This window comes from Enhydrobacter aerosaccus (assembly GCF_900167455.1).
Lineage (GTDB): Bacteria > Pseudomonadota > Alphaproteobacteria > Reyranellales > Reyranellaceae > Reyranella > Reyranella aerosaccus.
On sequence record NZ_FUWJ01000001.1, the window covers coordinates 528480 to 550326 of the forward strand.

A 21847-nucleotide genomic window follows, 5' to 3' on the forward strand; every position below is an offset into this window, starting at 1 on the left:
GTCAGTCCTTCACCGCCATTAGGACGAGGTCCTTGAAGATCGCCAGCGGAATGGCGCCCTGGAGGCGGCTCGCATAGAGGCCGGCATTCACCATGACGACGAGATCAAGGTCGGGAGCGACAAACAGGCGCTGGCCTCCGTAACCGACGCCGGCGATCCATTGCAGGTCGCGGCCCTTGAAGAAGGTCCGGCCGAGCCACCATTGATAGCCGTAGAAATAAAGGCCCTCGCCATTGATGCGCGGCGTAGTCGACTCCTTGACCCAGCCCGCAGGCAGCACTCGCTTGCCTTGCCACGTCCCGTCGGCGAGGAGGAGCTGGCCGAGCTTGGCGGTATCGCGTGCCCGCAGCCGCAGCCCGGAAGCGAAGGCCAATTGGCCGCTGCCCGGCATTGCCTTCCACTCGAAATCAGCGATGCCGAGAGGAGCGAACAGCTTTTCCGCGGCATAGTCGTCGAGCCGCTTGCCGGTCTTCCGGGCGACGGTGGCGCCCAGCAGCGCGGTATTGCCGCCATCGTAATTGTAGGTCTGGCCTGGCGCGGTGCTGAACGGCTGCTGCAGCACGTAGCGCACCGGATCGGACGCTTCGATCATGCGGCGCTCGCTGTTGGCCGGATCGCTGTAAGGCGGCGTCTCGTCCCAGGTGAAGCCGGACGACATGGTGAGCAGATGTCGAAACGTGACCTTGGCGAGAGTCGGCGTCCTCAGTTCCGCATAGTCCGGGAACTGGTCGATCACGGGTGAATCGAGATCGGGGAACTTGCCTTCCGCCTTTGCGATTCCGACCAGCAACGACACGGTGCTCTTGGAGATCGAGCGCAGGTCGTGCTTCATGTCGGCGGTGTAGGTCACCTGACCGGCGGGAATGCCCCAGGTCTGATCGAAACCGGTGAAATAGCGGTCCAGGACGAGCTTGCCGTGGCGCGCCACGACGACGGCGTGGATGTCGGGCTGCTGCCACTGTCCCAGGAACTTGTCGAGGCCGCACAACTTCTCAGCGTCGAGGCCGACGTTGGCCGGAGCGGAGATGGTCCAGCCGTCGTTGGTCGCGGTGGGGGCGCCGCAGGTCTGCTCTTGGGCCGAAACGGGGAGGGCGATCGCCACAAGGACAAGACTGAGCGGAAGGAGGCGTGTCATCGGATCGTGATCCTGGTCTGGCCGATAGCCACCGGCTGCGTCACGCGGTCAAGGATGGCCGAATCGATGCGGGGACTCAACGCCTCCGCAGCATCCCGGCAAGCCAGAGCGAGAGTAGATGACGAATCCTGCCACCAATAATCCGCCTGGAGCCGGATCGGCGGCGGCAAAGCCGTGTTAGCGTCGCTGACATGAAACTCTATTCCGGTCCGCTCAGCATGTTCGGCGCCAAGGCCGAAATCGCCGCGCACGAGAAGGGGATTCCCGTCGAGGTCGTCATGGTGCCGTTCGAGATGACGACACTGTATCAGCCCAAGCATCCGGAAGTGCTGCGCGTCAACCCGAAGCGCCAGGTCCCGGTGCTGGTCGATGGCGATCTCGCGATCTTCGATTCGACCCAGATCTTCGAGTATCTCGAGACGATCCGGCCGGCGCCCGCCCTATGGCCCGCGGAGCCGAAGCAGAAAGCGCGGGCTCGGCTTCTCGAGCTCAAGTCCGACGAGGTCTACTTTCCGCATATCATCAGGCTGATGGGGCTCCAGGCGACGCCGGAGGAGCCGGCCGCTGTCGAGGCCCGTCGTGCCGCCACCGCCTACTACGACGAGATGGAACGCATACTCGGCGATCAGCCTTACCTGGCGGGAGACTTCTCCTATGCCGATATCGCCTTCTACATGGCGCAGCTCTTCGGCGCGCGGCTGACGGCGCCGATGACGGAAGCGCATCCGCGCCTGATGGCCTGGCGCGATCGCATGAGCGCGCGGCCCGCCGTTGCCAGGGTCGCGGGCGCGATGGGCCGCTATCTCCTCGGCCAGGGACGTCCCTTGCCGCCCTTCCTGGCGACGCTCGCGCAGTGATCACTGGAGAGTGATCGAGCGGGCTTTGATTGTCACACCCGCGCTCCCTAGATCGGTTCTAAAGTAAAAATCGAAGGGCAGGGAAGGCCGAAGAGGGCCGTGTCCGGATCCAGGAGGCGTGACATGTCCAGAGTCATCGTACCGGCCCTCACACTCGCGGCCGCTCTCAGCATCGGATTGATCGCCGTGGCGGCGGCCCACCCGCAAGCGGAAGCCCTTCCACGGGCGCGACTCGGCGATCTGATGACCAACCTCATCCAGCCGCGCCACACCAAGCTCGGGCTCGGCGGGCAGGCCCACAATTGGCAGTATGCCGCCTACGAATGGTCGGAACTCAACGCGGCGTTCAAGACGGTGGAGACGCGCGTCCCGCGCTATCACGACGTCGCCATGACCGATTGGCTGCAGATGGTCAGGCCGCCGATGGAAGAACTGGCGGCGGCGATCAAGGCGAAGGATGCGGCGCAGTTCGATGCTGCCTATTCGCATCTCACCGACGGCTGCAATGCCTGCCACCAGAGCACCGATCATGCAGTGATCGTCATCCAGTCGCCGAGTGCGGCCATGTTCCCGGACCAGAACTTCGCGCCCCGAACCCAGTAACCGTCACCGTCGCGCCGTCCCGGCGACCTTGATCCGGGCGTTGCATGTCGTAAGATATCGAAATTCGATATCGAGTAACGATTATTGATGGACCATCGCGATCTGCTCCTGGGGTTCGTGCGCCTGCACATCCTCCATCACGCAGCGGAAGGGGATCTTTACGGCCAGTGGATGATCGAGGAACTCGGGCGGCACGGCTATCGCCTCAGTCCCGGGACCATCTACCCGATGCTGCATGCCCTGGAGCGCCAGGGCTATCTGCGTTCGGTGCGCAAGCCGGGCGGCCGCAATTTCCGTCGCATCTATCGGGCGACGCCGCGAGGCCGGCGGGCCCTGGCCGTGGCGCGCGACAAGGCGCGGGAACTGTTTGGTGAACTGGTCGGGGGGAAGAGGTGACGGCGGTGACGGAGGCGACTGCCAAGAGGGGAGAGGGCACCTGGTTCGAGGTGCTGATGGCGTTTCTGCGGCTTGGCCTCACCTCCTTTGGCGGGCCGGTCGCCCATCTCGGCTATTTCCGTCAGGATATCGTCGAGAAGCGCCGCTGGCTCGATGAGCGGGCCTATGCCGATCTGGTGGCGCTGTGCCAGTTCCTGCCCGGGCCGGCGAGCAGCCAGGTCGGCATCGGCATCGGTCTCTATCGCGCCGGCGTGCCCGGCGCTTTCGCCGCCTGGGTCGGATTCACCCTGCCGTCGGCGCTCGCCTTGGCGCTGTTCGCGAGCGGCGTGGAGAACCTGGGCGGGGCCTTGGGGTCGGGATGGCTGCACGGACTCAAGGTTGCGGCCGTCGCCGTGGTCGCGCTTGCCGTCTGGGGCATGGCCGGCACCATGGCCAACGACAGGCCGCGGGCCAGTCTGGCGATCGCGAGTGCTGCCTTGGTCTTCGCCGTACCCGGCGCGGCTGGCCAGATCGGCGCCATCGTTCTCGGTGCCGGGGTCGGCATTTTCCTGTCGCGTGGTCAGCCTGTCACCGCCAGCCCCGCGCCCGCGCCATTGGGCCATGGCCGCACCGTCGGCGTCCTGTGTCTCGCGGTCTTCTTCCTGCTGTTGGTCGGCTTGCCGATCGTGGTCGAGCGCTGGCCACGACACGATCTTGCCGTGGCCTCGGCCTTCTATCGGGCGGGCTCGCTGGTGTTCGGTGGTGGCCATGTCGTGCTGCCGTTGCTGCGCGCCATGGTCGTGCCGCCGGGCTGGGTGAGCGACAACCTGTTTCTCGCAGGCTACGGCGCCGCGCAGGCCGTGCCTGGCCCGCTCTTCACCTTCTCGGCCTATCTCGGCTTTGTCCTCGACAGGCCGCCCAACGGCTGGATCGGCGCGGCGCTCTGTCTGGTGGCGATCTTCCTGCCCTCGTTCCTGCTCGTGTTCGGGGCGCTGCCGTTCTGGGATCGGCTGCGCGGTCGGCCGGGCGCGCAATCGGCCTTGCGTGGCGTCAATGCGGCTGTAGTCGGCCTGTTGCTGGCGGCGCTCTACGATCCTGTGTGGAAGAGCGCCATCGCCAATGCCGGCGACTTCATCCTCGCGGCGGCGGCGCTGGTGCTGCTCGCGGTCTGGAAGTTGCCGCCGTGGCTCGTCGTCATCTTCTGCGCGCTGGGAGGCGCGGCACTCGCTCACCTTTGAACAGGAGCATCGCCATGATCAAAGCCGTCGTCGTGCAGGCCGTGCTTGTCTCGGTGGCCGTGGTGGGATTGGCCGTAGCGGTCAAGGCACAAACGCCAGCCGCAGTCGACGCCGCGCCGCGGCTGCGTCTCGGGCTGGGCGACCTGATGACGGCGTTCATGCAGCCGCGCCACGCCAAGCTCGGTCTCGCCGGCCAGGCCCGCAACTGGCCTTATCTCGCCTATGAACGACGTGAGTTCGAGGAAACGCTGGAACTGATCGAGAGGATGGTGCCGCGCTACCGCGGCACCGCGATGTCCGATCTCCTCCAGGTTCTCAAGGAGCCGATGGCATCGCTCGATGCCGCCATCAAGGCCAAGGACGGCGCAGGCTATGATGCCGCCTACGCCCGGCTCACGGAGGGCTGCAATGCCTGCCATGTCGCGACGGACCACAAGATGGTCGTGATCCAGATCCCGAAGGCCTCGACATTCCCGAACCAGAACTTCGCGCCGCAGACGGAGTAACCGCTACGGCTTCACCGTCTGGCCCAGCACCGTCTCGTAGACGCGGAGGATGGCCGAGCTATCGGCCCCGCCCAGCTTCATGCGACGGGCCATGCGCTGCAGATTGTGCGTTGCCGACCCGAGGGCCAGCGGCACGTCGAGCTCGTCGGCGAGTTCGAGCGCCAGGTGCAGATCCTTGTGGGCGAGATTGAGGGCGAAGGAGGGCGGCGTGAATTCGCCCTTGAGGGCCCGCTCGGAGAAGGGCTTGAAGATCGCCGAATTGCCGCTCGAGTTGGCGATCACCTGTACCAGCTTCTCGGGATCGAGTCCGGCGCTCACCCCCAGCATCAGGCCTTCGGCGGCGGCAGCGGCATTGCAGAAGGCCATCATGTTGTTGATGAGCTTGGCGACCGTTCCGCTGCCGAGCGCGCCCATATGGATCACGTTGGCGCTGAACGACTTCAGCACCGGCAGCGCATCGTCGAACACCTTCTTGTCGCCGCCGACCATGATGGCGATCGTCGCCGCCTCGGCACCGACGGTGCCGCCGCTGACCGGCGCATCCAGCATGGCGATGCCTTTGGCGGCCATGGCGGCGCCGATCTTCTTCACCATCGACGGCGCGTTGGTGCTGAGATCGATATAGGTCTGTCCGGGCTTGATGTTGGCGAGGACGCCGTTATCGCCCAAGGCCACCGCCTCGACGTCCTTGGGCATCGGCAGCGATGTCATCACCACGTCGGCGCCCTTGGTCAGCTCGGCCACCGACTTGGCCGCGGCCGCACCGATATCGGTGCAGCTCTTCACCGCCGCGGCATTGAGATCGAACACCGTCACCTGATGGTTGCTGCGCTTGACGATATTGCGGCACATGGGCCCGCCCATGTTGCCGACGCCAATGAATCCGACTTTCACCTTTTCCTCCCGACGGGTTGCGTTCGGGACACTATATAGAAGTGGCCATGAACCGCTCCCCCTCCCAGCCGCCCAGCGATCTTGATCGCGCGCGCGATCTCTCCCGCGTCAAGTGGGCGGCGACCCTCCTGCTGGTGGCGACCGCGGCCCTGTTCCTGGTCGCGCGGCATTTCGAGACCCAGCACTGGATCTGGGGCTATGTCGCGGCCTTCGCGTCTGCCGCAACGGTCGGCGGCTTCGCCGACTGGTATGCGGTCGTCGCGCTGTTCCGTCGCCCGCTCGGCCTGCCAATTCCGCACACCGCCATCATTCCGCGCAATCATCATCGCATCGGCGAGAATCTGGGAACCTTCATCGAGCAGAACTTCCTGGCGCGCGAAGCGGTCGAGAAGAAGCTGGGCGAGGTGGATTTCGCCGCCCAGATCGCCGACTGGCTCAACGTCCCGGAGCACGGTGCGTCCCTGGCTTCGTTCGCCGTGCGCCGTCTGCCCCAGGTGTTGGCGGCGATCGATCAATCGGGCCTGCGGAGGTTCTTCGGCGAGCGGGTGCGGACCGAAATGGAGCGGCTCGAAGTGGCGCCATTGGCGGCCGGCCTTCTCGGTACCGTGATCGAGAAAGGGCGGCATCAGCGCCTGCTGGAAGAGCTTCTGGGGTCTCTGGATACGCTTCTGACCAACGAGGAGACGCTGGAGGCATTGCGGGAGAAGATCCGCAAGGAGCTTCCGGCCCTGTTCAACTTCTACCGCGCGGATGCGTACCTCCTGCGCAAGATCGTCGCCTCGACCACGGCCTTCGTCGAGGAAGCGCGCACCGATGCCGAGCATCCGCTGCGGCGGGAGTTCGACACCTTCATGCGCGGATTCGTGGAGCAGCTCCGCACCTCGGCCGACTTCGCGGAGCGTGCCGAAACCTTCAAGCGCGACCTGCTGGCCCGGCCCGAGGTCGCCGCGCTGGCGGATGGCGCCTGGGACAGTCTGAGAGCGTTCCTGGAACGGGACGCGGCGGCGCCGGATTCGCAAATGCGTCGCGCCTTCGAGCGTATGCTGGTCGATATCGCGCGCCAGCTCGGCCAGAATCCGGCGATCCGGGCGGAGATCAATCGCGGCATCGTTCGGGTGCTGGGCGATTTCGTGCAGGCCCAGAAGAGCGGCGTCGGGCGCTTCATCGCCGATCAGGTCAAGGCCTGGGATATCGACGTGCTGATCGGTCGGGTCGAACTGACCGTCGGTCGAGATCTGCAATATATCCGCTTCAACGGCGCCATGATCGGCGGCCTGGCCGGTTTGGCCTTGCACGCGCTGGAGCAGGGAGTGAACATTCGGCTGTAACCGTCAGGAGACCGCCATGGCCGATCCATCTCAGAGCTTCATGGACATGTTCCGCAAACTCGGTGAACAGCTTCAGATCCCGTCGTTCGACATGAACAAGATCATGGAGCATCAGCAGAAGAACATCGACGCCATCAGCCGCTCGTGGGAAGCGGTCGCGAGTGGCGCCACCGCGATGGCCAACAAGCAGCGCGAGATCTTCGAGGCGGCCATGAAGGATGCCGGCGAGATGGTGCAGCACTATCAGCCGACCGGTTCGCCGCAGGAGATCTTCGCCAAGCAGTCGGAATTCGCCAAGAAGGCGGCGGAAGCGGCGATCAGGAACACGCGCGATATCGCCGAGCTCGTCCAGAAGTCGAGCGCCGAGGCCTTCAAGATCATTCAGGATCGGATGCATGAATCCTACGACGAGATTCGCCGCAGCCTGGAGAAGAAGTAGTATCGACAGAGGAGGTGCCCTCGTCTTACGAGGGCGGAGGGGCCGAGCGACCACGATTCGCTAGCCTATGACCCCATCGTCGCCCTATGACGGCGATACTTCCTTCACGGATGCCGTGAAGGGGAAGATAAGGACGGAGGCCGCCACGACGTGGCGGTCGTCAGGGAGAAGGAATGGATCGGTTCTGGCTAAAATACTATCCGCCCGGCGTGCCGGCGGATATCGATCCGTCTCTCTATCCCAGCCTCGTGACATTGATCGAAGAGAGCTTCGCGAAGTATCGCGATGCCAAGGCCTATGTCTGCATGGGTACGGCTCTCACCTTCGGTGAAGTGGATGTCCTGTCCCAGGCCTTGGCCGCGTGGCTGCAGAACTGCGGCCTGAAGCGCGGTGCTCGCGTCGCCATCATGATGCCGAACGTGCTGCAGTATCCGGTCTCGGTGACGGCCGTGCTGCGGGCCGGCTTCATCGCCGTGAACGTCAATCCGCTCTACAGCGCGCGCGAACTCGAGCATCAGCTCAAGGACTCCGGCGCCGAAGCCGTCATCGTGCTCGAGAACTTCGCCGTCACGCTCCAGGCGGCGTTGGCCGACGGGCAGACGGCGGTGAAGCATGTGATCGTCGCCTCGATGGGCGATCTGCTGGGGCTGATGAAGGGCGCGATCGTCAACTTCGCCGTGCGCTCGATCAGGAAGCTGGTTCCCCCTTACACGCTGCCGGGACACGCCACGTTCAGCCGAGTGATCGCCGCTGGCAAGGCGATGCCCTTTGCGCGGCCGCAACTTGGTCCCGAGGATGTCGCGGTGCTGCAATACACCGGCGGCACGACCGGTGTCGCCAAGGGCGCGACGCTGCTGCATCGGACCATCGTAGCAAACCTGCTGGCGTCCGAAGCGTGGATGCAGCCGGGATTGAAACGGAAGAATCTCCCCGGTCAGTTCACCATCGTCTGCGCTCTGCCGCTCTATCACGTGTTCGCCTTCATCACCTGCGGCCTGCTGGGCATGCGAACCGGCGCGCTCAATATCCTCATCCCCGATCCGCGCGACATGAAGGGCGTGGTGAAGACGCTGTCGAAGCATCGCATCAATATCTTCCCGGGCGTGAATACGCTGTTCAACGCCCTCGCCAATCGCGCCGACTTTGCCCGACTCGATTTCTCCGGCCTCGCCATCTCCAACGGCGGTGGCATGGCGGTGCAGGAGGCGGTGGCGAAGAAATGGCTCGCCGTCACCGGCTGCCCGATCGTCGAAGGGTATGGACTCAGCGAGACATCGGCGGGCGTCACCTGCAACCCGACCGATTCCGAGGCCTATACCGGTTCGATCGGCCTGCCCATGCCGAATGTCGAGATCAAGATCCTGGACGAGCAGGAGCGTGAAGTGCCCCTCGGTCAGCCGGGCGAGATCGCCATCCGCGGGCCGCAGGTGATGCAGGGCTACTGGCAGCGTGCCGACGAGACCGCCAAGGTCATGACCGCCGAGGGCTTCTTCAAGTCCGGCGATATTGGCGAGATGGACGAGCGCGGCTTCATCAGGATCGTCGATCGCAAGAAGGACATGATCGTGGTCTCGGGCTTCAAGGTCTACCCGAACGAGATCGAGGGGGTCGTGTCGGGCTATCCCGGCGTCCATGAATGCGCCGTCGTGGGGGTGCCGGACGCCCGCTCTGGCGAGGCCGTCATGCTGTTCGTGGTGAAGGGCAATCCCGATCTCACCAAGCAGGAACTCGAGGCCTTCTGTGCGCATGAGTTCACGGCGTACAAGCGGCCGAAATTCATCGAATTCCGCAAGGAATTGCCCAAGAGCAACATCGGCAAAATCCTGCGCCGCGAACTGCGGGACGAAGTGACCGGCAAAAAAGCGGGATAAACCGGCATTTACAGGGGCCAGGCCCGGACATTGCAGGGGACGAGGCGGCCGTTTCAGGGCCTTCAGTTGGCAGCCCAATTTCCGCTATGATGGCGGCGACCGGGGCTGGGATCGCCGTCGCGGTCGTTTGGGGGAGTGCAAAATGGTGTCGGTGCGTTTGATGGTCCTGGCAGCGGCGGGCGTGGCAATCGCCGGATGCGCGAACAACAACACGCACAACAATTCGCTGCCCACGCCGCTCTATGCGCTGCAGAAGGTGCCGCCGGCCTACCGGAAGACGCCGGAGGGTGTGATCGTCGACGATGCCGACGTGCATCTCGATGCCCAGGGCTACCGCGTCGACAAGAACGGCAAGCGCATCCAGCAGGTCGACGTCCAGCAGAAGATGGCCAACGAGAACTCCAATCCGGTCGCCGGCTACTACATCAGCAGCATCGGCGCGGCCGCCTCGGGCAATGTCATGGCTCCGAGCGTGGGCGCCGGGTCCGGCGTCGGGGCAGGGCCCGGATCGGCGACGATCGTTCCGGGCGGTCAGGCGTTGCCGCCGGTTCCGCGTGAGCTTCTGCCGACCCCCGGCGAAGGGCCGATGCCGCCGCAATAGGCGGCGCTCGGTCAGCGAGGGGCAGGCACGACGTCAGCCGTCAGATCAGCCCGCGGCGGATCGCGAGCGCGACCGCCTGGATTTTGTTTGCCGCGCCCAGCCTGCGGGCGGCGAGGCCGAGATGATAATTTACAGCAGAGGTGCTGATGCCGATGCGATCGGCCGCCGCCTCACTGCTGAGGCCCTCGGCTGTCCATGACAGCACCTCGCGTTGCCGCGGCGTCAATTGCGGCATGTCACTCGGGTGTCCGCCGCAGGTGAATTTGACCGCCGCTCGATGGAACTCGGCGGCGAAGAGCTGGATCAGTTCCTTCTTGTCTTCGAGAAGCTCGTCGATATGGCCGCGCTGCGAGACGGACATGGAAAATAGGCCTCCATCGCCAGCCGGCCCGGCGGTCGGGACGCCGCAGCCTTCGAGGATCTGGAACTCCGCCGCTTCATGGAACACCAGCCGTGCGGCTTTCCCGTGCGGGTCGAGGAATCCGCGGTGGCCCCAGTAGAAGAACGGCGTGTCGGGATTGTGTGAAATCGTCACCACCGGATCGTAGTATTTGTAATGGCGAGAGCGATAACGCTCCTGCCATTCCTCCGGATAGTCCGAGAGCAAGACGTCGCCCGGCAACACGCTGCCGGTCGGCGGGCGCAGCAGCAGGAACGCGAAATAATCGCAGGACAAGCGCTGCACGAACACACTCGCCATCGCCCGCAATTCCTCGAACGTGGAGGCGCGACTGGGATCGGAGAGCCGGTCGGGAAACGACATGGGGCGAAACGCCAAGGCTGGGCTTTTGTAAACTTTACCAGCTTATTTCCGGCAGGGAACTCATTTAGCCTGATCGGCCGAACGTCATTTCACCGGGGGAGCTGTCGTGATTTCGGTTCGCTGGGCGCATTCCGCCATCCTTCTTGTCATGGCCTCGTTCCTCGGTCTGGTTGCGCCCGGCATTGCCGCTGCGGCAACGATCAAGATCGGCGTGCTGGCACCGCTCACCGGCCCCAGCGCCTCGGACGGGCAGGAATTCGTCAACGGCGTCAAATGGGCGGTCGACGAGGCCAACGCGGCCGGCGGCGTCGCCGGCTACACCTTCGAGGTGGTGACAGCCGATGTGAAGGACGGCTCAGCCGCCAATGTCACAAGCGCGGTGGAGCGCCTGGCCCAGACCAGCGGTGTCGAGGTCGTCTTGACCGGCTACGCCGCGCTGTCGATGTTCGAGATCGATCTGTTCAAGGAATATGGCCTTCCCTATCTGTCGGCCGGACCGTCCCCGTCGGTGGCCGCGATCGTGAGCAAGGCGCCCGACGACTACTGGTGCTGCTGGTCCTACACCGCTGATTTCGTCGGTTATGCGACCGATCTTCTGCCGGTCGTGAAGGAGTTCGCGGCCCAGGGCAAGATGAACATCGCCGACAAGACAGTGGCGATCATCTCCTCGGACAATCCGTACTCCAAGAACATCTCCGAAGGGATGAAGAAGGTGTTCGCTGCCGACGGCTGGAAGATCGTGGTCGACGAGATCGTGCCCTTCGGCGAAGTCGGCGACTGGCGCGCCATGCTGGCCAAGGTCCGCAGCACCAAGCCCAATCTGGTCATCAACACCGACTACCTGCCCGGCAATTCGGCGCTGTTCCTCAAGCAGTTCCTCGAAGCCCCGACCAACAGCGTCGTGTTCCTGCAATATGCGCCGTCCGTGCCGGAATTCATCAAGCTCACGGGTGCCCAGTCGACCGGCGTCCTGTACGATCTGATCGGCGGCCCGCTGGACACGCCGAAATGGCCGCGCGGCCCCAAGCTTCTCGCCGCCTACAAGGAGCGCTACGGAATCGAGAGCGGCGCTTACGGCGTCGGCCTCTACGAGATGACCAACATGTACTTCAATGCCTTGAAGAAGGTCGGCAATCCGAAGGACCACAAGGCGATCGGCAAGGCGCTGGGCGACTCGACCGTCGAATCGGTCGCGGGAGTCATCAAGTTCGATCCCAAGACTCACGTGGCGCTGCCGGGCCTCGACTATGTGCCGACCTCGTTCTGGCAGATCGTGGACGGGAAGCGCGTCCTGGTCGGACCGGCCAAGTACGCCAACGGCTCGTTCCAGACGCCGCCCTGGATCAAGTGACGCCAGTTTCGGGTTCCGGGTTTGGCTGCTGTTCTTGAAGCGCGGGGACTGTCGAAGTCTTTCGGCGGCCTGCAGGCGGTCGTCGATATCGACTTCTCCGTCGCCCAGGGCGAGGTCCTCGGCATCGCCGGGCCGAACGGCAGCGGGAAGAGCACGCTCTTCAACATCCTGACCAAGGTCCCCTTCGCGGCGGATCGCGGCGCGGTCCTCCTCGACGGTCGGCCAATCCAGCGCTTGCGCGCGCACGAGATCGCGCGGCTCGGCGTCGCGCGCACCTTCCAGCGCGAGAGCGTATTTCCCAGCCTGTCGGCCGTCGACAATGTGCTGCTCGCGGCCGAAGGTGCGCGGCGCGGTAACTTCGCGGCCAACCTGGCGGCGGCCGAGCAGGCGCTGGACCTCGCCGGGTTCCCCGCGACGCTTCACAACATGGTCGCGGGACAGTTGCCGGTTTTCCTGCGCAAGCTGGTGATGATCGCCTCGGCGCTGGCGCTGCAGCCGCGCGTGCTGTTGCTGGACGAGCCGGCCTCGAGCCTGACGCCGCAGGAGATCGAGCGGATTCGCGATCTGATCGCGAAGCTGGTCGGGGAAGGGATGACGATCTTGCTGATCGAGCACGTCCTGCCCCTGCTGACGGCCGTATCCGATCGGCTGATGGTGCTCGACCACGGCACCCTGATCGCAAGCGGACTGCCGGCCGACGTGATCGCCAATCCCGCGGTGATCGAGGCCTATCTGGGGAGAGAGAGGTGACCGTACTGCTCGAGGTGGTGGGATTGAGCGGGGGGTACGAGCCGGTCCAGATCTTCAAGGATGTCGACTTCGCGGTGGAGGACGGGGCATGCGCCGGCCTGTTCGGCCCCAACGGTCACGGCAAGACGACGCTCCTGCGCACCATCAGCGGCCTCATCGACCCCTGGTCGGGGAGCATCGTCTTCGATGGCATCCAGCTCAACACACCGGGCGAACGGCGCACGCGCAAGTCGCGCAACCTCAACTACGACCTGCTCGTCCGCCGGCGCATGGACCCGAAGAAGGTGGCCCGGGCCGGCCTGATCCATGTTGCCCAGGGGTCGCCGTTGTTCCCCGAATTGACGGTCGCGGAGACGTTGTCGATTGCGCCGGCGCCGGCGCGCGCCGGGGGCAGGGCGGTCGATCCCGATCTGCCGTTCTCGCTCTTTCCGCAACTGAAGGAACGGCGCCACTCGAAGACGCGGTTCCTGTCGGGAGGCGAGCGTCAGATGCTGGCGATCGCCTGCGGCATGCTCGCCGCCCCACGCCTTCTCATTCTCGACGAACCCACGCTCGGCCTTTCGCCCAAGCTCAGGCTGGAACTCGCCTCTGCGATCCACGCCATCCGGCAGGCTGGCATTCCCATCATCCTGGTCGACCAGGATGTCGGTTTCCTGCGCGACCTCGTGGATACGCTGCACGTCTTCGATCACGGCTCGATCTCGCGCGTCCTGTCGAAGGCCGAGATCCCCGACCACGAGACTCTGATGGCCGATCTCTTCGGTGGGGTACATTGAGCATGGACCTGCAGACGCTCGTCTCCATCCTGGAGAGCGGTGCCGCGCTGGGCATCCTCTATGCCTTGATGGCTTTCGGTCTGGCCATCGTCTGGACGACGCTCGGCATCTTCAATTTCGCGCACGGGGCGTTCATCGCCACGGGCGCGTATCTGGCGTGGCAATTCGGGAACGCTGCCGGCTTCGGATTGGGCTATTGGGCCGGCGCGATCCTCGCGGTGCTTGCGATGTTCGCTCTCGGCGTGGTGGTGCAGACCCTGTTGGTTCGGCCGTTCGAGCGCCATCGCGACATCGTGCTTCTGACCGTCATCACGACCCTGGCCGGCGCATCGATCATAACCAATCTGCTCAATGTCATCTGGGGACCGCGCATGAAGCAGATCGAGCCGGCTCTCGGCGGCGAGGTCACCGTCGGGCTGGTTCACGTGCGCAGCCAGGAACTGGTCATGGTCGTGGTGGTCGCGGCGACGCTCTTTGCCATCGGCTGGTTCCTGTTGCGCACGCCGCTGGGTCGCTCGATGCGGGCCGTCGCTCAGAACCGCGAGGCGGCGCAATTGATGGGGCTCGATGTGCGGCTGCTCTATGCGCTGACCTTCGGCCTGGCCGCGGCCGTGGCCGGGCTGGCGGGCGTCTTCATCGGTTCGATCCGCTTCATGAGCCCGACCATGGGCGACGATCCCTTGCAGAAGGCGCTGGTGGTCGTGATCCTGGGCGGGGTCGCGCGCTTCACCTCGTCCATCTACGCCGCCTTCGCGGTGGGGATCATCGAAGCCTTCTCGACCTACTTCGTCGGCCTCTACTGGACGCCCGCGGTGCTGTTCGGGCTCATGATCGCCGTGCTGATCATCAAACCGGAAGGCCTGTTCGGTCGCCGGCAGAGGTCGGTGTGATGCGCTACGATCCGCCGTTCCATCGCACCAACGGCCTGTGGCCGGCCCTATCGATCCTGGCGGTCCTGATCGGACTGCCTCTCTTTGTGGTCGATCCCTATACGCGACATCTTCTCGTCCTGTCGTTCATCTTTGCCGCCGTTGCCGCGAGCTGGGATCTCAGCCTCGGCTTTGGCGGCCTGTTCAATTTCGCGCATGGCGCATTGTTCGCAGTCGGGCTGTACAGCTTCGCCCTGGCGGTAAAATTCCTCGGTCTGTCGCCCTGGCTGGCGATCCCCCTGGGCGGTCTCGTGGCGATGATCGTGGCGGCCCTGATCGCCCTGCCTGTGCTGCGGCTCGACGGGATCTACGTGATCCTGGTGACGATCGCGGTCTCGCAGCTTCTCTATCAGGTGACGGTCAGCCAGTCGAAATGGACTGGCGGAACCTCGGGTATCGTCTCCCTGCCGGCGCTGAGGGTCGGCGACTACAGCTTCATCCGCGACGGCAAGATCGGCTACTACTACGCCGCGCTGCTGCTTCTCGTGCTGGCCACGACCTTCCTCTACGGCGTGATCCGCTCGCCCCTCGGCCGCGCCATCGTCGGTCTGCGCGATCACAAGTATTTCGCCATTGCGCGCGGCGTGTCGGAGGCCCGCACCCGGCTTCTGACCCTGGTGGCGAGCGCACTTTTCACGGGGATCGCCGGAGCCTTCTACGGCTCCTACGTTCGCGTCGCTTCGCCGGACGTGTTCGGCCTGAGCTTCCTGACCCTGATCCTGTCGATCCTCCTCGTCGGCGGCGTGGCGACGTTGTGGGGGCCGATCGTCTCGGCCTTCGTCATGACCTTCCTGTCCGAAGCGATCGTCGGTCTCGGCCCGTGGCGCGAGATCATCATGGGTATCGTGATCGTGCTCGTGGTGTCGTTCTATCCGGGTGGCCTTTGGGCGGCAGTCCAGGAGTTGCGGGAGCGGATCGATACAGGCCGCACGGCCATGCTCGTCTCGTGGCGCCGGCGGATGCAGCGCCGGACCCGGGTCGATCGCATGGCGGGCGCGGAAGAGTTCCTGCTTGCCACCAGGCATGGCTGCATCGCCGTGTCCGATACCGGCGGGGACAAGCCCGCGATCCTGCTTCTCCACGGCAATTCCGCCTGCAAGGAAGCCTTCGCCAAGCAGTTCGCCGCACTGAAGGCGGAGTTCCGGCTCGTCGCCTTCGATCTGCCGGGCCATGGCGTGTCGGACAATGGCGACCCCGAAACGAGCTACAACGTCATCGCCTATGCCGAGATCGCGGAAGCCGTGATCGAGGCGCGGGGGCTCCATCGGCCGGTCGTCTTTGGCTGGTCGCTGGGCGGCTATGTCGGCCTCGAGCTGGCGGCCCGCGCCAAGGTTCCCGTTGCCGGGCTGGCGATCTGCGGGACGTCACCGCTGACGGTCGTGCCCGATGATTTCGCGGCCGGCTACGACGCGTCCTCTCATCTGATCCTCGCCAGCAAGCAATATTTCACGCGCGCGGAGGCTGCGGCCTATGCCGGTTCGGCGACGGCGCCGAAATCAGCCGAAAGTGCCTATCTGCACCGTAATCTGCCGCGCACCGACGGTCGGGCGCGCGTCTATATGATGACCAAGCTGCCGGTGGTGAACTGGCCGCGTCAGATGCGGATGCTGCGCGACGGCAAGCTGCCATTCGCCATCATCAACGGCGCCGACGATCCTTTCCTCAATCGCGGCTACCTGCTGGCCCTGTGCCGCAGCGAGGGCTGGTCGCATCCGCTGGTCAACATCCCGAACGGCAAGCACGCGCCGTTCTTCAACACGCCGCAGACGTTCAACGAGATCTTTCTGTCCTTCTGCCGCCAGGCCTTCGCGGCGGCAGAAGGACAGGACGCGCGGGCTACTCGACCCTGATGCCGGCGGCCTTGATGACGGGCGCCCACTTGGCGATCTCGTCGCTGATGAACTTCGCCGTGAGTTCCGGCGTGGTATTGGGTGTCGGCGCCGCCGCGACGTCGTTCAGGAACTTCACCATGTCCGCGTCCGCCATCAGCTTGCGCGACGCCTGATCGAGGACATCGACGGTATTCTTCGGCATGTTGGCGGGGCCGAGGATCAGATTGAAGGTGTAGGCTTCGTAGCCCTTCACGCCCGCTTCGATCATGGTCGGGATCTCCGGCGCGATCGGCGCGCGCGAGGAATAGGCGTAGCCCAGGATGCGAATCTTGCCGGCCCGGTGCAGCGGCAGCATGGTGGCGAAGGTATCGAACATCCAAGCGATCTGGCCCGACATCATGTCGTTGAGGGCCGGGGCGGAGCCCTTGTAGGGGATATGCTCCACATCCATGCCGCCGACCTCGCGTTTGAAGTACTCGCCGGTGAGATGGAAGATGCCGCCCGTGCCCGACGAGCCGTAGGAATACTTGCCGGGGTTCTTCTTCATCACCTCGACCAGGCCCATGACGGTATCGGGCAGGTCGACGCGGGCCGCCAGCACCGCTGGATTGACGCAGATCGACGAGATCGGCGTGAAGTCCTTCACCGGGTCGTAGAGCGGCTTCACGTAGGCGGTGGGATTGATCGCGTGAGTGGAGGAGGTAGCGATCAGCAGCGTGTAGCCGTCGGGCTTGGCATTCTTCACCTCGACCGCGCCGATCGAGCCGGCCGCGCCGGCCTTGTTGTCCACGACCCAGGTCTGTCCCATGATCGTCGTCATCTTCTCGGCGACCTTGCGGCCGATGATGTCGGTCGGACCGGCCGGGGCGAAGGGGATGACGAATCGGATCGGGTGGTCGGGATACTTGGCCTGTGCGAAGGCGTTTGACGCCGGCAGGATCGACGGAGCGGCCAGCGATCCCAATCCCACTGCCAACAGATGACGACGCTTCATCCCAAGTTCCCTTCCCGTGAGAATATCCGGCGCTTCTACATCAAATTGCGCATGATCTGAAGTACGCTTGACCCGGCAACGGTGCGCGGCCACAAGTCCCGGCCATGACTGCACCCGTCGTCCGTTTCGCGCCCAGCCCGACCGGGCTGCTGCATGTCGGCAATATCCGGGCGGCCCTGTTCAACTGGCTCTATGCCCGTCGTCATGGCGGCCGCTTCATCTTGCGCCTCGACGATACCGATCGGCAGCGCAGCCGGCCCGAATACGAGGCGGCGATCGAGCAGGATCTGATGTGGCTCGGCTTGCCGTGGGATGCCAAGGAACGCCAGTCCGACCGCCTGGGATTCTACGACGCGGCACGCGACAGGCTGATCGCGTCGGGTCGGCTCTACCCTTGCTACGAGACGCCGGAAGAACTCGAGTTCAAGCGCAAGCGCCTGCTGGCCCAGGGCCGCCCTCCGGTCTACGACCGCGCCGCGCTTCGCCTCGATGCGGCGGCGCGTCAGGCGTTCGAGAGCGAGGGCCGTCGCCCGCACTGGCGCTTCAAGCTCTCATCGGAAGAGGTGCGGTGGGACGATCTGGTACGCGGCCCACAGCATGTCGACGAGGCGAGCCAGAGCGATCCGGTCCTGGTGCGCGCCGACGGCTCCTACCTCTACAGCTTCACCTCGGTGGTGGACGACATCGCTTTCGGGATTACCCATGTGATCCGGGGCGAGGATCACGTCACCAATACCGGGGCGCAGATCCAGATGTTCCGCGCGCTCGACGGTGCCGTGCCTGTGTTCGCGCATTTGCCCCTGCTGGTCGATGCCAGCGGCGCGGGACTCAGCAAGCGCACTGGCTCCCTGTCGATCGGCGACCTGCGCGCGCAGGGCATCGAGGCGCTGGCGATCGATGCCCTGCTGGCCCGAATCGGTACCGCCGATCCGGTCGAGCCGGTGGCATCGCTCGAGCCGCTGATCGCCACGGTCGATTTTTCACGCGTGGGCCGCGCCGCCGCCCGATTCTCGGAGCAGGAACTAGCACAGCTCAGCAGCCGCACATTGCATATGCTGCCCTATGAGGCCGTGCGGGAACGTCTGGGCGCAGAGGTGAATGAAGCGCTCTGGCTAGCCGTGCGCGGTAATCTCTCCGTTCTGTCAGACGCGGCCGTTTGGGCCGAGATCGTACAAGGGCCGATTACCCCGGTGATCGAGGAGGCGGCCTTCCTGGTGGATGCCGCCGCGTTGTTGCCGGCAGAGCCGTGGACCGAGCAGACCTGGAAGGGATGGACCACCGCAGTGGCGGCGGCGAGCGCCCGCAAGGGGCGGGCTCTCTTCCATCCGTTGCGGCTTGCCCTCACGGCGCGCGAGACCGGGCCGAAAATGGCCAGGCTTCTGCCGCTGATCGGCCGGTCTAAGGCCGAGGCGCGGCTCAGAGGCCAGCCGGCTTAGCGTTCCCTTCCGAGCGACGACTTTCCCGAGCCGTCGTTTGCGTGCAACGAACCCTTCGTATAAACAGGCACCATGTCGTCGTTTCTTCTCCCGGCCGCGCTCGGCGCGCGATGTATCGAAGTCTGAGGCCCGGTTCGGGCTCGTCGGAATTCGTCGGCATTTGACCAGGGAGTAAGGGGCGATGGCCCTCGTCGTCTACAACACGCTGTCGCGCGAAAAAGAGCCGTTCGTGCCGCTCGATCAGGCGCATGTGCGCCTCTATGTCTGCGGCCCGACCGTCTACGATTACGTCCATATCGGCAATGCGCGCCCCGTCGTTGCGTTCGACGTGCTCTATCGGCTGTTGAAGCGGCACTACCCGCGCGTGACCTACGTGCGCAACATCACCGACATCGACGACAAGATCATGGCCCGCGCGGCCGAGCACGCCGAGACGATCGAGGCGCTCACCAAGCGCACGGCCGATGCCTACCAAGGCGATATGCGCCGGCTGGGGGCGTTGCCGCCGGATGTCGAGCCGCGCGCCACGAACTATGTCGGTCAGATGATCGCCATGATCGAGCGCCTCGTCGCCAACGGCCATGCCTATGCCGCCGACGGACATGTGCTGTTCAGCGTGCCGAGCATGCCGGACTATGGCCGCCTGTCGCGCAAGCCGCGCGATGAACTGATCGCGGGCGCCCGCGTGGATGTGGCACCCTACAAGAAGGACCCGGCCGACTTCGTGCTGTGGAAGCCGTCGGCCGACAACCAGGCCGGCTGGCCAAGTCCCTGGGGCCGCGGCCGGCCGGGCTGGCACATCGAGTGCTCGGCCATGAGCGCCGCCCTGCTGGGCGAGACATTCGACATCCATGCCGGCGGCCTCGATCTGATCTTCCCGCATCATGAGAACGAGATCGCCCAGAGTCGTTCCGCCTTCGGTTATGCGATCATGGCCAAGTACTGGATGCACAATGGCTTCCTCAACATCTCCGGCGAGAAGATGAGCAAGTCGCTCGGCAACTTCGTGACGCTGCACGAGCTTCTGGACCAGTACCAGGGCGAGGTGATCCGGCTGCTGCTGCTGTCGGCCCATTACCGCCAGCCGCTCGACTTCACCCCGGAGGGACTGCAACAGTCGAAGGCGACGCTCGATCATTGGTACAATGGGCTGCGGACGATGAACCCCGAACCGGCGGCTGCCGTGCCGCGGTCGGTAGAGGATGCGCTGTCCGACGATCTCAACACGCCGATGGCCATCTCGGCCCTGCATCAGCTCCGGGATGCTGCCGAGTTGAAGGCTGGGGCTCAGGCGCTGGGCCTGCTGCAGCAGGATCCGGAAGCCTGGTTTCGCTGGGCGCCGGCCGGGACGTCCGGTCCCAGCGATGCCGAAATCGAGGCGGCGATCGCCGCGCGCCAAGCCGCCCGCAAGTCGAAGGACTTCAAGGAATCCGACCGGATTCGCGACGATCTCAAATCCAAGGGCGTCATCCTCGAGGACGGTCCCAAGGGGACGACCTGGAAACGGGGATGATGCTTCGGCGCAAAAGAAGCTTTCGAATATCGCCGTAACATTCTGATTTTCCCGGATATTATCTTCTGACTTGAGGATTTTCTTGCAGTGCTGGCGATGGCCTCGCCAGGCGCGCTTGACCAACGATCGTCTCGTATTTAACGTACCAGTTAAATATGGATACGGACACACTCTCCAAAACCTTCTCGGCCCTGGCCGACCCGACCCGGCGGGCGATCCTGGCGCGACTGGCGCAGGGTGCGGCTACCGTGGGTGAGCTCGCCGAGCCATTCGACATGTCCCTGCCGGCGGTCTCGCGCCATCTGAGAGTCCTCACCGATGCCGGGCTGATCGAGCGCCAGACCGAGGCGCAGTGGCGGCGCTGTACGCTGCGCGCCGAAGGCTTCCGCGCCGCCGCCGACTGGATCGATTTCTATCGCCGCTTCTGGGAGGCGCGGTTCGATCAGCTCGATGCCTTCCTCGAACGTACCGCACCCGAACCGAAGAAGGGCAGACGTGATGGCCGCCGTCGCTGATACCCGCACCCTTCGACTCACGCGCATCTTCGACGCGACACCCGAGCGCGTCTTCGATGCCTGGATCGTCCAGGACCGCTTCGTCCAATGGATGTGTCCTCCGGGCGTCACGGTGCAGGAATGCGTGATCGACGTTCGGCCGGGCGGCGGCTGGCGCATCAAGGGTCTCAACAGGAGCGGCAAGGTCTTCGCCTCGTCCGGCATCTATGTCGTGGTCGAGCGGCCAGTGCGGTTGGAGTTCACCTGGGCCCACCATAGCGATGGCGACTATGCCTTGCCGCGGGGACACGAGACGACAGTGAGGATCGAATTCCGCGCCGTCGGAGCGAAGACCGAACTGACGCTGCTGCACGGTCCGTTCGCCGACGATCCCAGCACTGAAGGTCATCGCGAAGGCTGGGGCGGTTCGTTCGACAAGCTCGAGGCCTTTCTCAGGAGGACAGCATGATCGACCATCGCATCGTTGCTCATGACGAGTGGATGAAGGCGAGCCAGGCGCTGCTCGCCAAGGAGAAGGAGTTCACGCGGCTGCGCGAGGAGATGGCGCGGGAGCGGCGCGCCCTGCCGTGGGAAAAAGTCGAGAAGGAGTATGTCTTCGAGACGCCCGAGGGGCGCGTCACGCTCGCCGACCTGTTCCAGGGCCGCGGGCAGCTCATCGTGCAGCATTTCATGTTCGGTCCGACCTGGAACGAGGGCTGCCCGAGCTGTTCCTATTGGGCGGACAATTTCAACGGCATCGATGTGCATCTCGCGGCGCGCGACACCTCGTTCGTGCTCGTGTCGCGCGGGCCACTCGACAGGCTGCTGGCCTACAAGAAAAGGCTGGGCTGGACCTTCCGCTGGGTCTCCTCGCTCGGGAGCGATTTCAACTTCGATTACGGCGTCTCCTTCACGCCCGATACGCCGCAGCCCGCCTACAACTTCGGTACCATGACGGTGAAGGGCGAGGAGATGCCGGGCATCACGGCGTTCCGGCGCGAGGATGGCGTCATCTACCGCACCTATTCAACCTACGCCCGCGGGCTCGATCTGTTGAACGGCACTTATCACCTGCTCGACATCACCTCGAAGGGTCGCGACGAGGCGGACCTGCCGTGGCCGATGGCGTGGGTGCGGCGACACGACAAGTACTGAGGAGGGA

The 21847-nt window shown here is 64.8% G+C and carries 23 protein-coding genes; 19 read left to right on the top strand and 4 right to left on the bottom strand.

Annotated elements, in window-relative coordinates; translation table 11 throughout:
- Position 1: 1 nt before the first annotated feature.
- Positions 2-1135: a serine hydrolase domain-containing protein gene (locus B5D62_RS02445; protein WP_085932227.1), complete on the bottom strand. Its 1134-nt coding sequence runs from the start codon at positions 1133-1135 to the stop codon at positions 2-4.
- A 191-nt stretch (positions 1136-1326) separates the two neighbouring features.
- Between B5D62_RS02445 and B5D62_RS02450 the strand changes: the two genes are divergently transcribed.
- The 5 genes from B5D62_RS02450 to B5D62_RS02470 all read left to right on the top strand — a co-directional run bounded on the left by B5D62_RS02450 (position 1327) and on the right by B5D62_RS02470 (position 4714).
- On the top strand, positions 1327-1992 hold the full coding sequence (locus B5D62_RS02450; protein WP_085932228.1) for a glutathione S-transferase family protein: 666 nt from the start codon (positions 1327-1329) through the stop codon (positions 1990-1992).
- A gap of 123 nt (positions 1993-2115) precedes the next feature.
- Positions 2116-2595, top strand: coding sequence for a hypothetical protein (locus tag B5D62_RS02455; protein ID WP_085932229.1), 480 nt, complete (start codon positions 2116-2118; stop codon positions 2593-2595).
- Positions 2596-2682: 87 nt separating this feature from the next.
- Positions 2683-2991 (top strand): PadR family transcriptional regulator, encoded by a 309-nt coding sequence (locus B5D62_RS02460; protein WP_085932230.1) that lies wholly within the window; start codon positions 2683-2685, stop codon positions 2989-2991.
- A 56-nt stretch (positions 2992-3047) separates the two neighbouring features.
- Positions 3048-4208, top strand: coding sequence for a chromate efflux transporter (chrA, locus tag B5D62_RS02465; protein WP_139373791.1), 1161 nt, complete (start codon positions 3048-3050; stop codon positions 4206-4208).
- Between the two features lie 14 nt (positions 4209-4222).
- On the top strand, positions 4223-4714 hold the full coding sequence (locus B5D62_RS02470; protein WP_085932232.1) for a hypothetical protein: 492 nt from the start codon (positions 4223-4225) through the stop codon (positions 4712-4714).
- 3 nt (positions 4715-4717) lie between these two features.
- Here the strand turns inward: B5D62_RS02470 and B5D62_RS02475 are convergent, their stop codons facing one another.
- Positions 4718-5608: an NAD(P)-dependent oxidoreductase gene (locus B5D62_RS02475; RefSeq protein ID WP_085932233.1), complete on the bottom strand. Its 891-nt coding sequence runs from the start codon at positions 5606-5608 to the stop codon at positions 4718-4720.
- Between the two features lie 47 nt (positions 5609-5655).
- Here B5D62_RS02475 and B5D62_RS02480 point away from each other — a divergent pair, with 47 nt between their 5' ends.
- From B5D62_RS02480 to B5D62_RS02495, 4 genes are all read left to right on the top strand, one after another.
- On the top strand, positions 5656-6936 hold the full coding sequence (locus B5D62_RS02480) for a DUF445 domain-containing protein (RefSeq protein WP_085932234.1): 1281 nt from the start codon (positions 5656-5658) through the stop codon (positions 6934-6936).
- A gap of 16 nt (positions 6937-6952) precedes the next feature.
- Positions 6953-7375 carry a phasin family protein gene (locus tag B5D62_RS02485; protein WP_085932235.1) on the top strand — a complete coding sequence of 141 codons (423 nt, stop codon included), beginning with the start codon at positions 6953-6955 and terminating at the stop codon, positions 7373-7375.
- Positions 7376-7548: 173 nt separating this feature from the next.
- Positions 7549-9246 (top strand): long-chain-fatty-acid--CoA ligase, encoded by a 1698-nt coding sequence (locus B5D62_RS02490; protein WP_085932236.1) that lies wholly within the window; start codon positions 7549-7551, stop codon positions 9244-9246.
- A gap of 142 nt (positions 9247-9388) precedes the next feature.
- The gene (locus B5D62_RS02495) at positions 9389-9847 is read left to right on the top strand and encodes a hypothetical protein (protein ID WP_085932237.1); all 459 of its coding nucleotides are present in this window, start codon (positions 9389-9391) and stop codon (positions 9845-9847) included.
- 40 nt (positions 9848-9887) lie between these two features.
- On the opposite strand, the gene B5D62_RS02500 is transcribed toward B5D62_RS02495, so the two are convergent.
- Positions 9888-10610 (bottom strand): helix-turn-helix transcriptional regulator, encoded by a 723-nt coding sequence (locus tag B5D62_RS02500; RefSeq protein ID WP_085932238.1) that lies wholly within the window; start codon positions 10608-10610, stop codon positions 9888-9890.
- Between the two features lie 106 nt (positions 10611-10716).
- Here B5D62_RS02500 and B5D62_RS02505 point away from each other — a divergent pair, with 106 nt between their 5' ends.
- The 5 genes from B5D62_RS02505 to B5D62_RS02525 are packed head-to-tail and all read left to right on the top strand — an operon-like array spanning position 10717 to position 16266.
- Positions 10717-11961: an ABC transporter substrate-binding protein gene (locus B5D62_RS02505; RefSeq protein ID WP_218190914.1), complete on the top strand. Its 1245-nt coding sequence runs from the start codon at positions 10717-10719 to the stop codon at positions 11959-11961.
- Between the two features lie 21 nt (positions 11962-11982).
- The gene (locus tag B5D62_RS02510; RefSeq protein ID WP_085932239.1) at positions 11983-12711 is read left to right on the top strand and encodes an ABC transporter ATP-binding protein; all 729 of its coding nucleotides are present in this window, start codon (positions 11983-11985) and stop codon (positions 12709-12711) included.
- Positions 12708-13487 carry an ABC transporter ATP-binding protein gene (locus B5D62_RS02515; RefSeq protein ID WP_170920754.1) on the top strand — a complete coding sequence of 260 codons (780 nt, stop codon included), beginning with the start codon at positions 12708-12710 and terminating at the stop codon, positions 13485-13487. Before B5D62_RS02510 ends, B5D62_RS02515 begins: the two co-directional genes overlap by 4 nt.
- A 2-nt stretch (positions 13488-13489) precedes the next feature.
- Complete coding sequence (locus tag B5D62_RS02520) at positions 13490-14377, top strand: branched-chain amino acid ABC transporter permease (RefSeq protein WP_085932241.1); 888 nt, start codon at positions 13490-13492, stop codon at positions 14375-14377.
- Positions 14377-16266 (top strand): alpha/beta fold hydrolase, encoded by a 1890-nt coding sequence (locus tag B5D62_RS02525; protein WP_085932242.1) that lies wholly within the window; start codon positions 14377-14379, stop codon positions 16264-16266. The genes B5D62_RS02520 and B5D62_RS02525 overlap by 1 nt, the downstream gene beginning before the upstream one ends.
- On the opposite strand, the gene B5D62_RS02530 is transcribed toward B5D62_RS02525, so the two are convergent.
- Complete coding sequence (locus B5D62_RS02530; RefSeq protein ID WP_085932243.1) at positions 16253-17242, bottom strand: Bug family tripartite tricarboxylate transporter substrate binding protein; 990 nt, start codon at positions 17240-17242, stop codon at positions 16253-16255. The genes B5D62_RS02525 and B5D62_RS02530 overlap by 14 nt on opposite strands.
- A 104-nt stretch (positions 17243-17346) precedes the next feature.
- Here B5D62_RS02530 and gltX point away from each other — a divergent pair, with 104 nt between their 5' ends.
- The 5 genes from gltX (at position 17347) to B5D62_RS02555 (ending at position 21840) form a co-directional block, all read left to right on the top strand.
- Entirely contained in the window at positions 17347-18678 is a 1332-nt protein-coding gene (gene gltX, locus B5D62_RS02535) for a glutamate--tRNA ligase (RefSeq protein ID WP_085932244.1), read from the top strand.
- A 181-nt stretch (positions 18679-18859) separates the two neighbouring features.
- A complete protein-coding gene (gene cysS, locus B5D62_RS02540; RefSeq protein WP_085932245.1) occupies positions 18860-20191 on the top strand; it encodes a cysteine--tRNA ligase in 1332 nt (443 codons plus the stop codon).
- Positions 20192-20346: 155 nt separating this feature from the next.
- Positions 20347-20706, top strand: coding sequence for an ArsR/SmtB family transcription factor (locus B5D62_RS02545; RefSeq protein ID WP_085933486.1), 360 nt, complete (start codon positions 20347-20349; stop codon positions 20704-20706).
- Positions 20690-21154 carry an SRPBCC family protein gene (locus tag B5D62_RS02550; protein WP_170920755.1) on the top strand — a complete coding sequence of 155 codons (465 nt, stop codon included), beginning with the start codon at positions 20690-20692 and terminating at the stop codon, positions 21152-21154. The genes B5D62_RS02545 and B5D62_RS02550 overlap by 17 nt, the downstream gene beginning before the upstream one ends.
- Entirely contained in the window at positions 21151-21840 is a 690-nt protein-coding gene (locus B5D62_RS02555) for a DUF899 domain-containing protein (RefSeq protein WP_170920756.1), read from the top strand. The genes B5D62_RS02550 and B5D62_RS02555 overlap by 4 nt, the downstream gene beginning before the upstream one ends.
- Positions 21841-21847: the final 7 nt, after the last annotated feature.

Bases quoted from the DNA above. Each gene is read 5' to 3' on its own strand.
- B5D62_RS02545 (WP_085933486.1), top strand. From the start codon at position 20,347: ATGGATACGGACACACTCTCCAAAACCTTCTCGGCCCTGGCCGACCCG.
- B5D62_RS02550 (WP_170920755.1), top strand. From the start codon at position 20,690: ATGGCCGCCGTCGCTGATACCCGCACCCTTCGACTCACGCGCATCTTC.
- B5D62_RS02555 (WP_170920756.1), top strand. From the start codon at position 21,151: ATGATCGACCATCGCATCGTTGCTCATGACGAGTGGATGAAGGCGAGC.
- gltX (WP_085932244.1), top strand. From the start codon at position 17,347: ATGACTGCACCCGTCGTCCGTTTCGCGCCCAGCCCGACCGGGCTGCTG.
- B5D62_RS02480 (WP_085932234.1), top strand. From the start codon at position 5,656: ATGAACCGCTCCCCCTCCCAGCCGCCCAGCGATCTTGATCGCGCGCGC.
- B5D62_RS02470 (WP_085932232.1), top strand. From the start codon at position 4,223: ATGATCAAAGCCGTCGTCGTGCAGGCCGTGCTTGTCTCGGTGGCCGTG.
- B5D62_RS02500 (WP_085932238.1), bottom strand. From the start codon at position 10,610: ATGTCGTTTCCCGACCGGCTCTCCGATCCCAGTCGCGCCTCCACGTTC.
- B5D62_RS02450 (WP_085932228.1), top strand. From the start codon at position 1,327: ATGAAACTCTATTCCGGTCCGCTCAGCATGTTCGGCGCCAAGGCCGAA.
- B5D62_RS02490 (WP_085932236.1), top strand. From the start codon at position 7,549: ATGGATCGGTTCTGGCTAAAATACTATCCGCCCGGCGTGCCGGCGGAT.
- B5D62_RS02495 (WP_085932237.1), top strand. From the start codon at position 9,389: ATGGTGTCGGTGCGTTTGATGGTCCTGGCAGCGGCGGGCGTGGCAATC.
- B5D62_RS02530 (WP_085932243.1), bottom strand. From the start codon at position 17,242: ATGAAGCGTCGTCATCTGTTGGCAGTGGGATTGGGATCGCTGGCCGCT.
- B5D62_RS02455 (WP_085932229.1), top strand. From the start codon at position 2,116: ATGTCCAGAGTCATCGTACCGGCCCTCACACTCGCGGCCGCTCTCAGC.
- B5D62_RS02525 (WP_085932242.1), top strand. From the start codon at position 14,377: ATGCGCTACGATCCGCCGTTCCATCGCACCAACGGCCTGTGGCCGGCC.
- chrA (WP_139373791.1), top strand. From the start codon at position 3,048: ATGGCGTTTCTGCGGCTTGGCCTCACCTCCTTTGGCGGGCCGGTCGCC.
- B5D62_RS02485 (WP_085932235.1), top strand. From the start codon at position 6,953: ATGGCCGATCCATCTCAGAGCTTCATGGACATGTTCCGCAAACTCGGT.
- B5D62_RS02460 (WP_085932230.1), top strand. From the start codon at position 2,683: ATGGACCATCGCGATCTGCTCCTGGGGTTCGTGCGCCTGCACATCCTC.
- cysS (WP_085932245.1), top strand. From the start codon at position 18,860: ATGGCCCTCGTCGTCTACAACACGCTGTCGCGCGAAAAAGAGCCGTTC.
- B5D62_RS02520 (WP_085932241.1), top strand. From the start codon at position 13,490: ATGGACCTGCAGACGCTCGTCTCCATCCTGGAGAGCGGTGCCGCGCTG.
- B5D62_RS02445 (WP_085932227.1), bottom strand. From the start codon at position 1,135: ATGACACGCCTCCTTCCGCTCAGTCTTGTCCTTGTGGCGATCGCCCTC.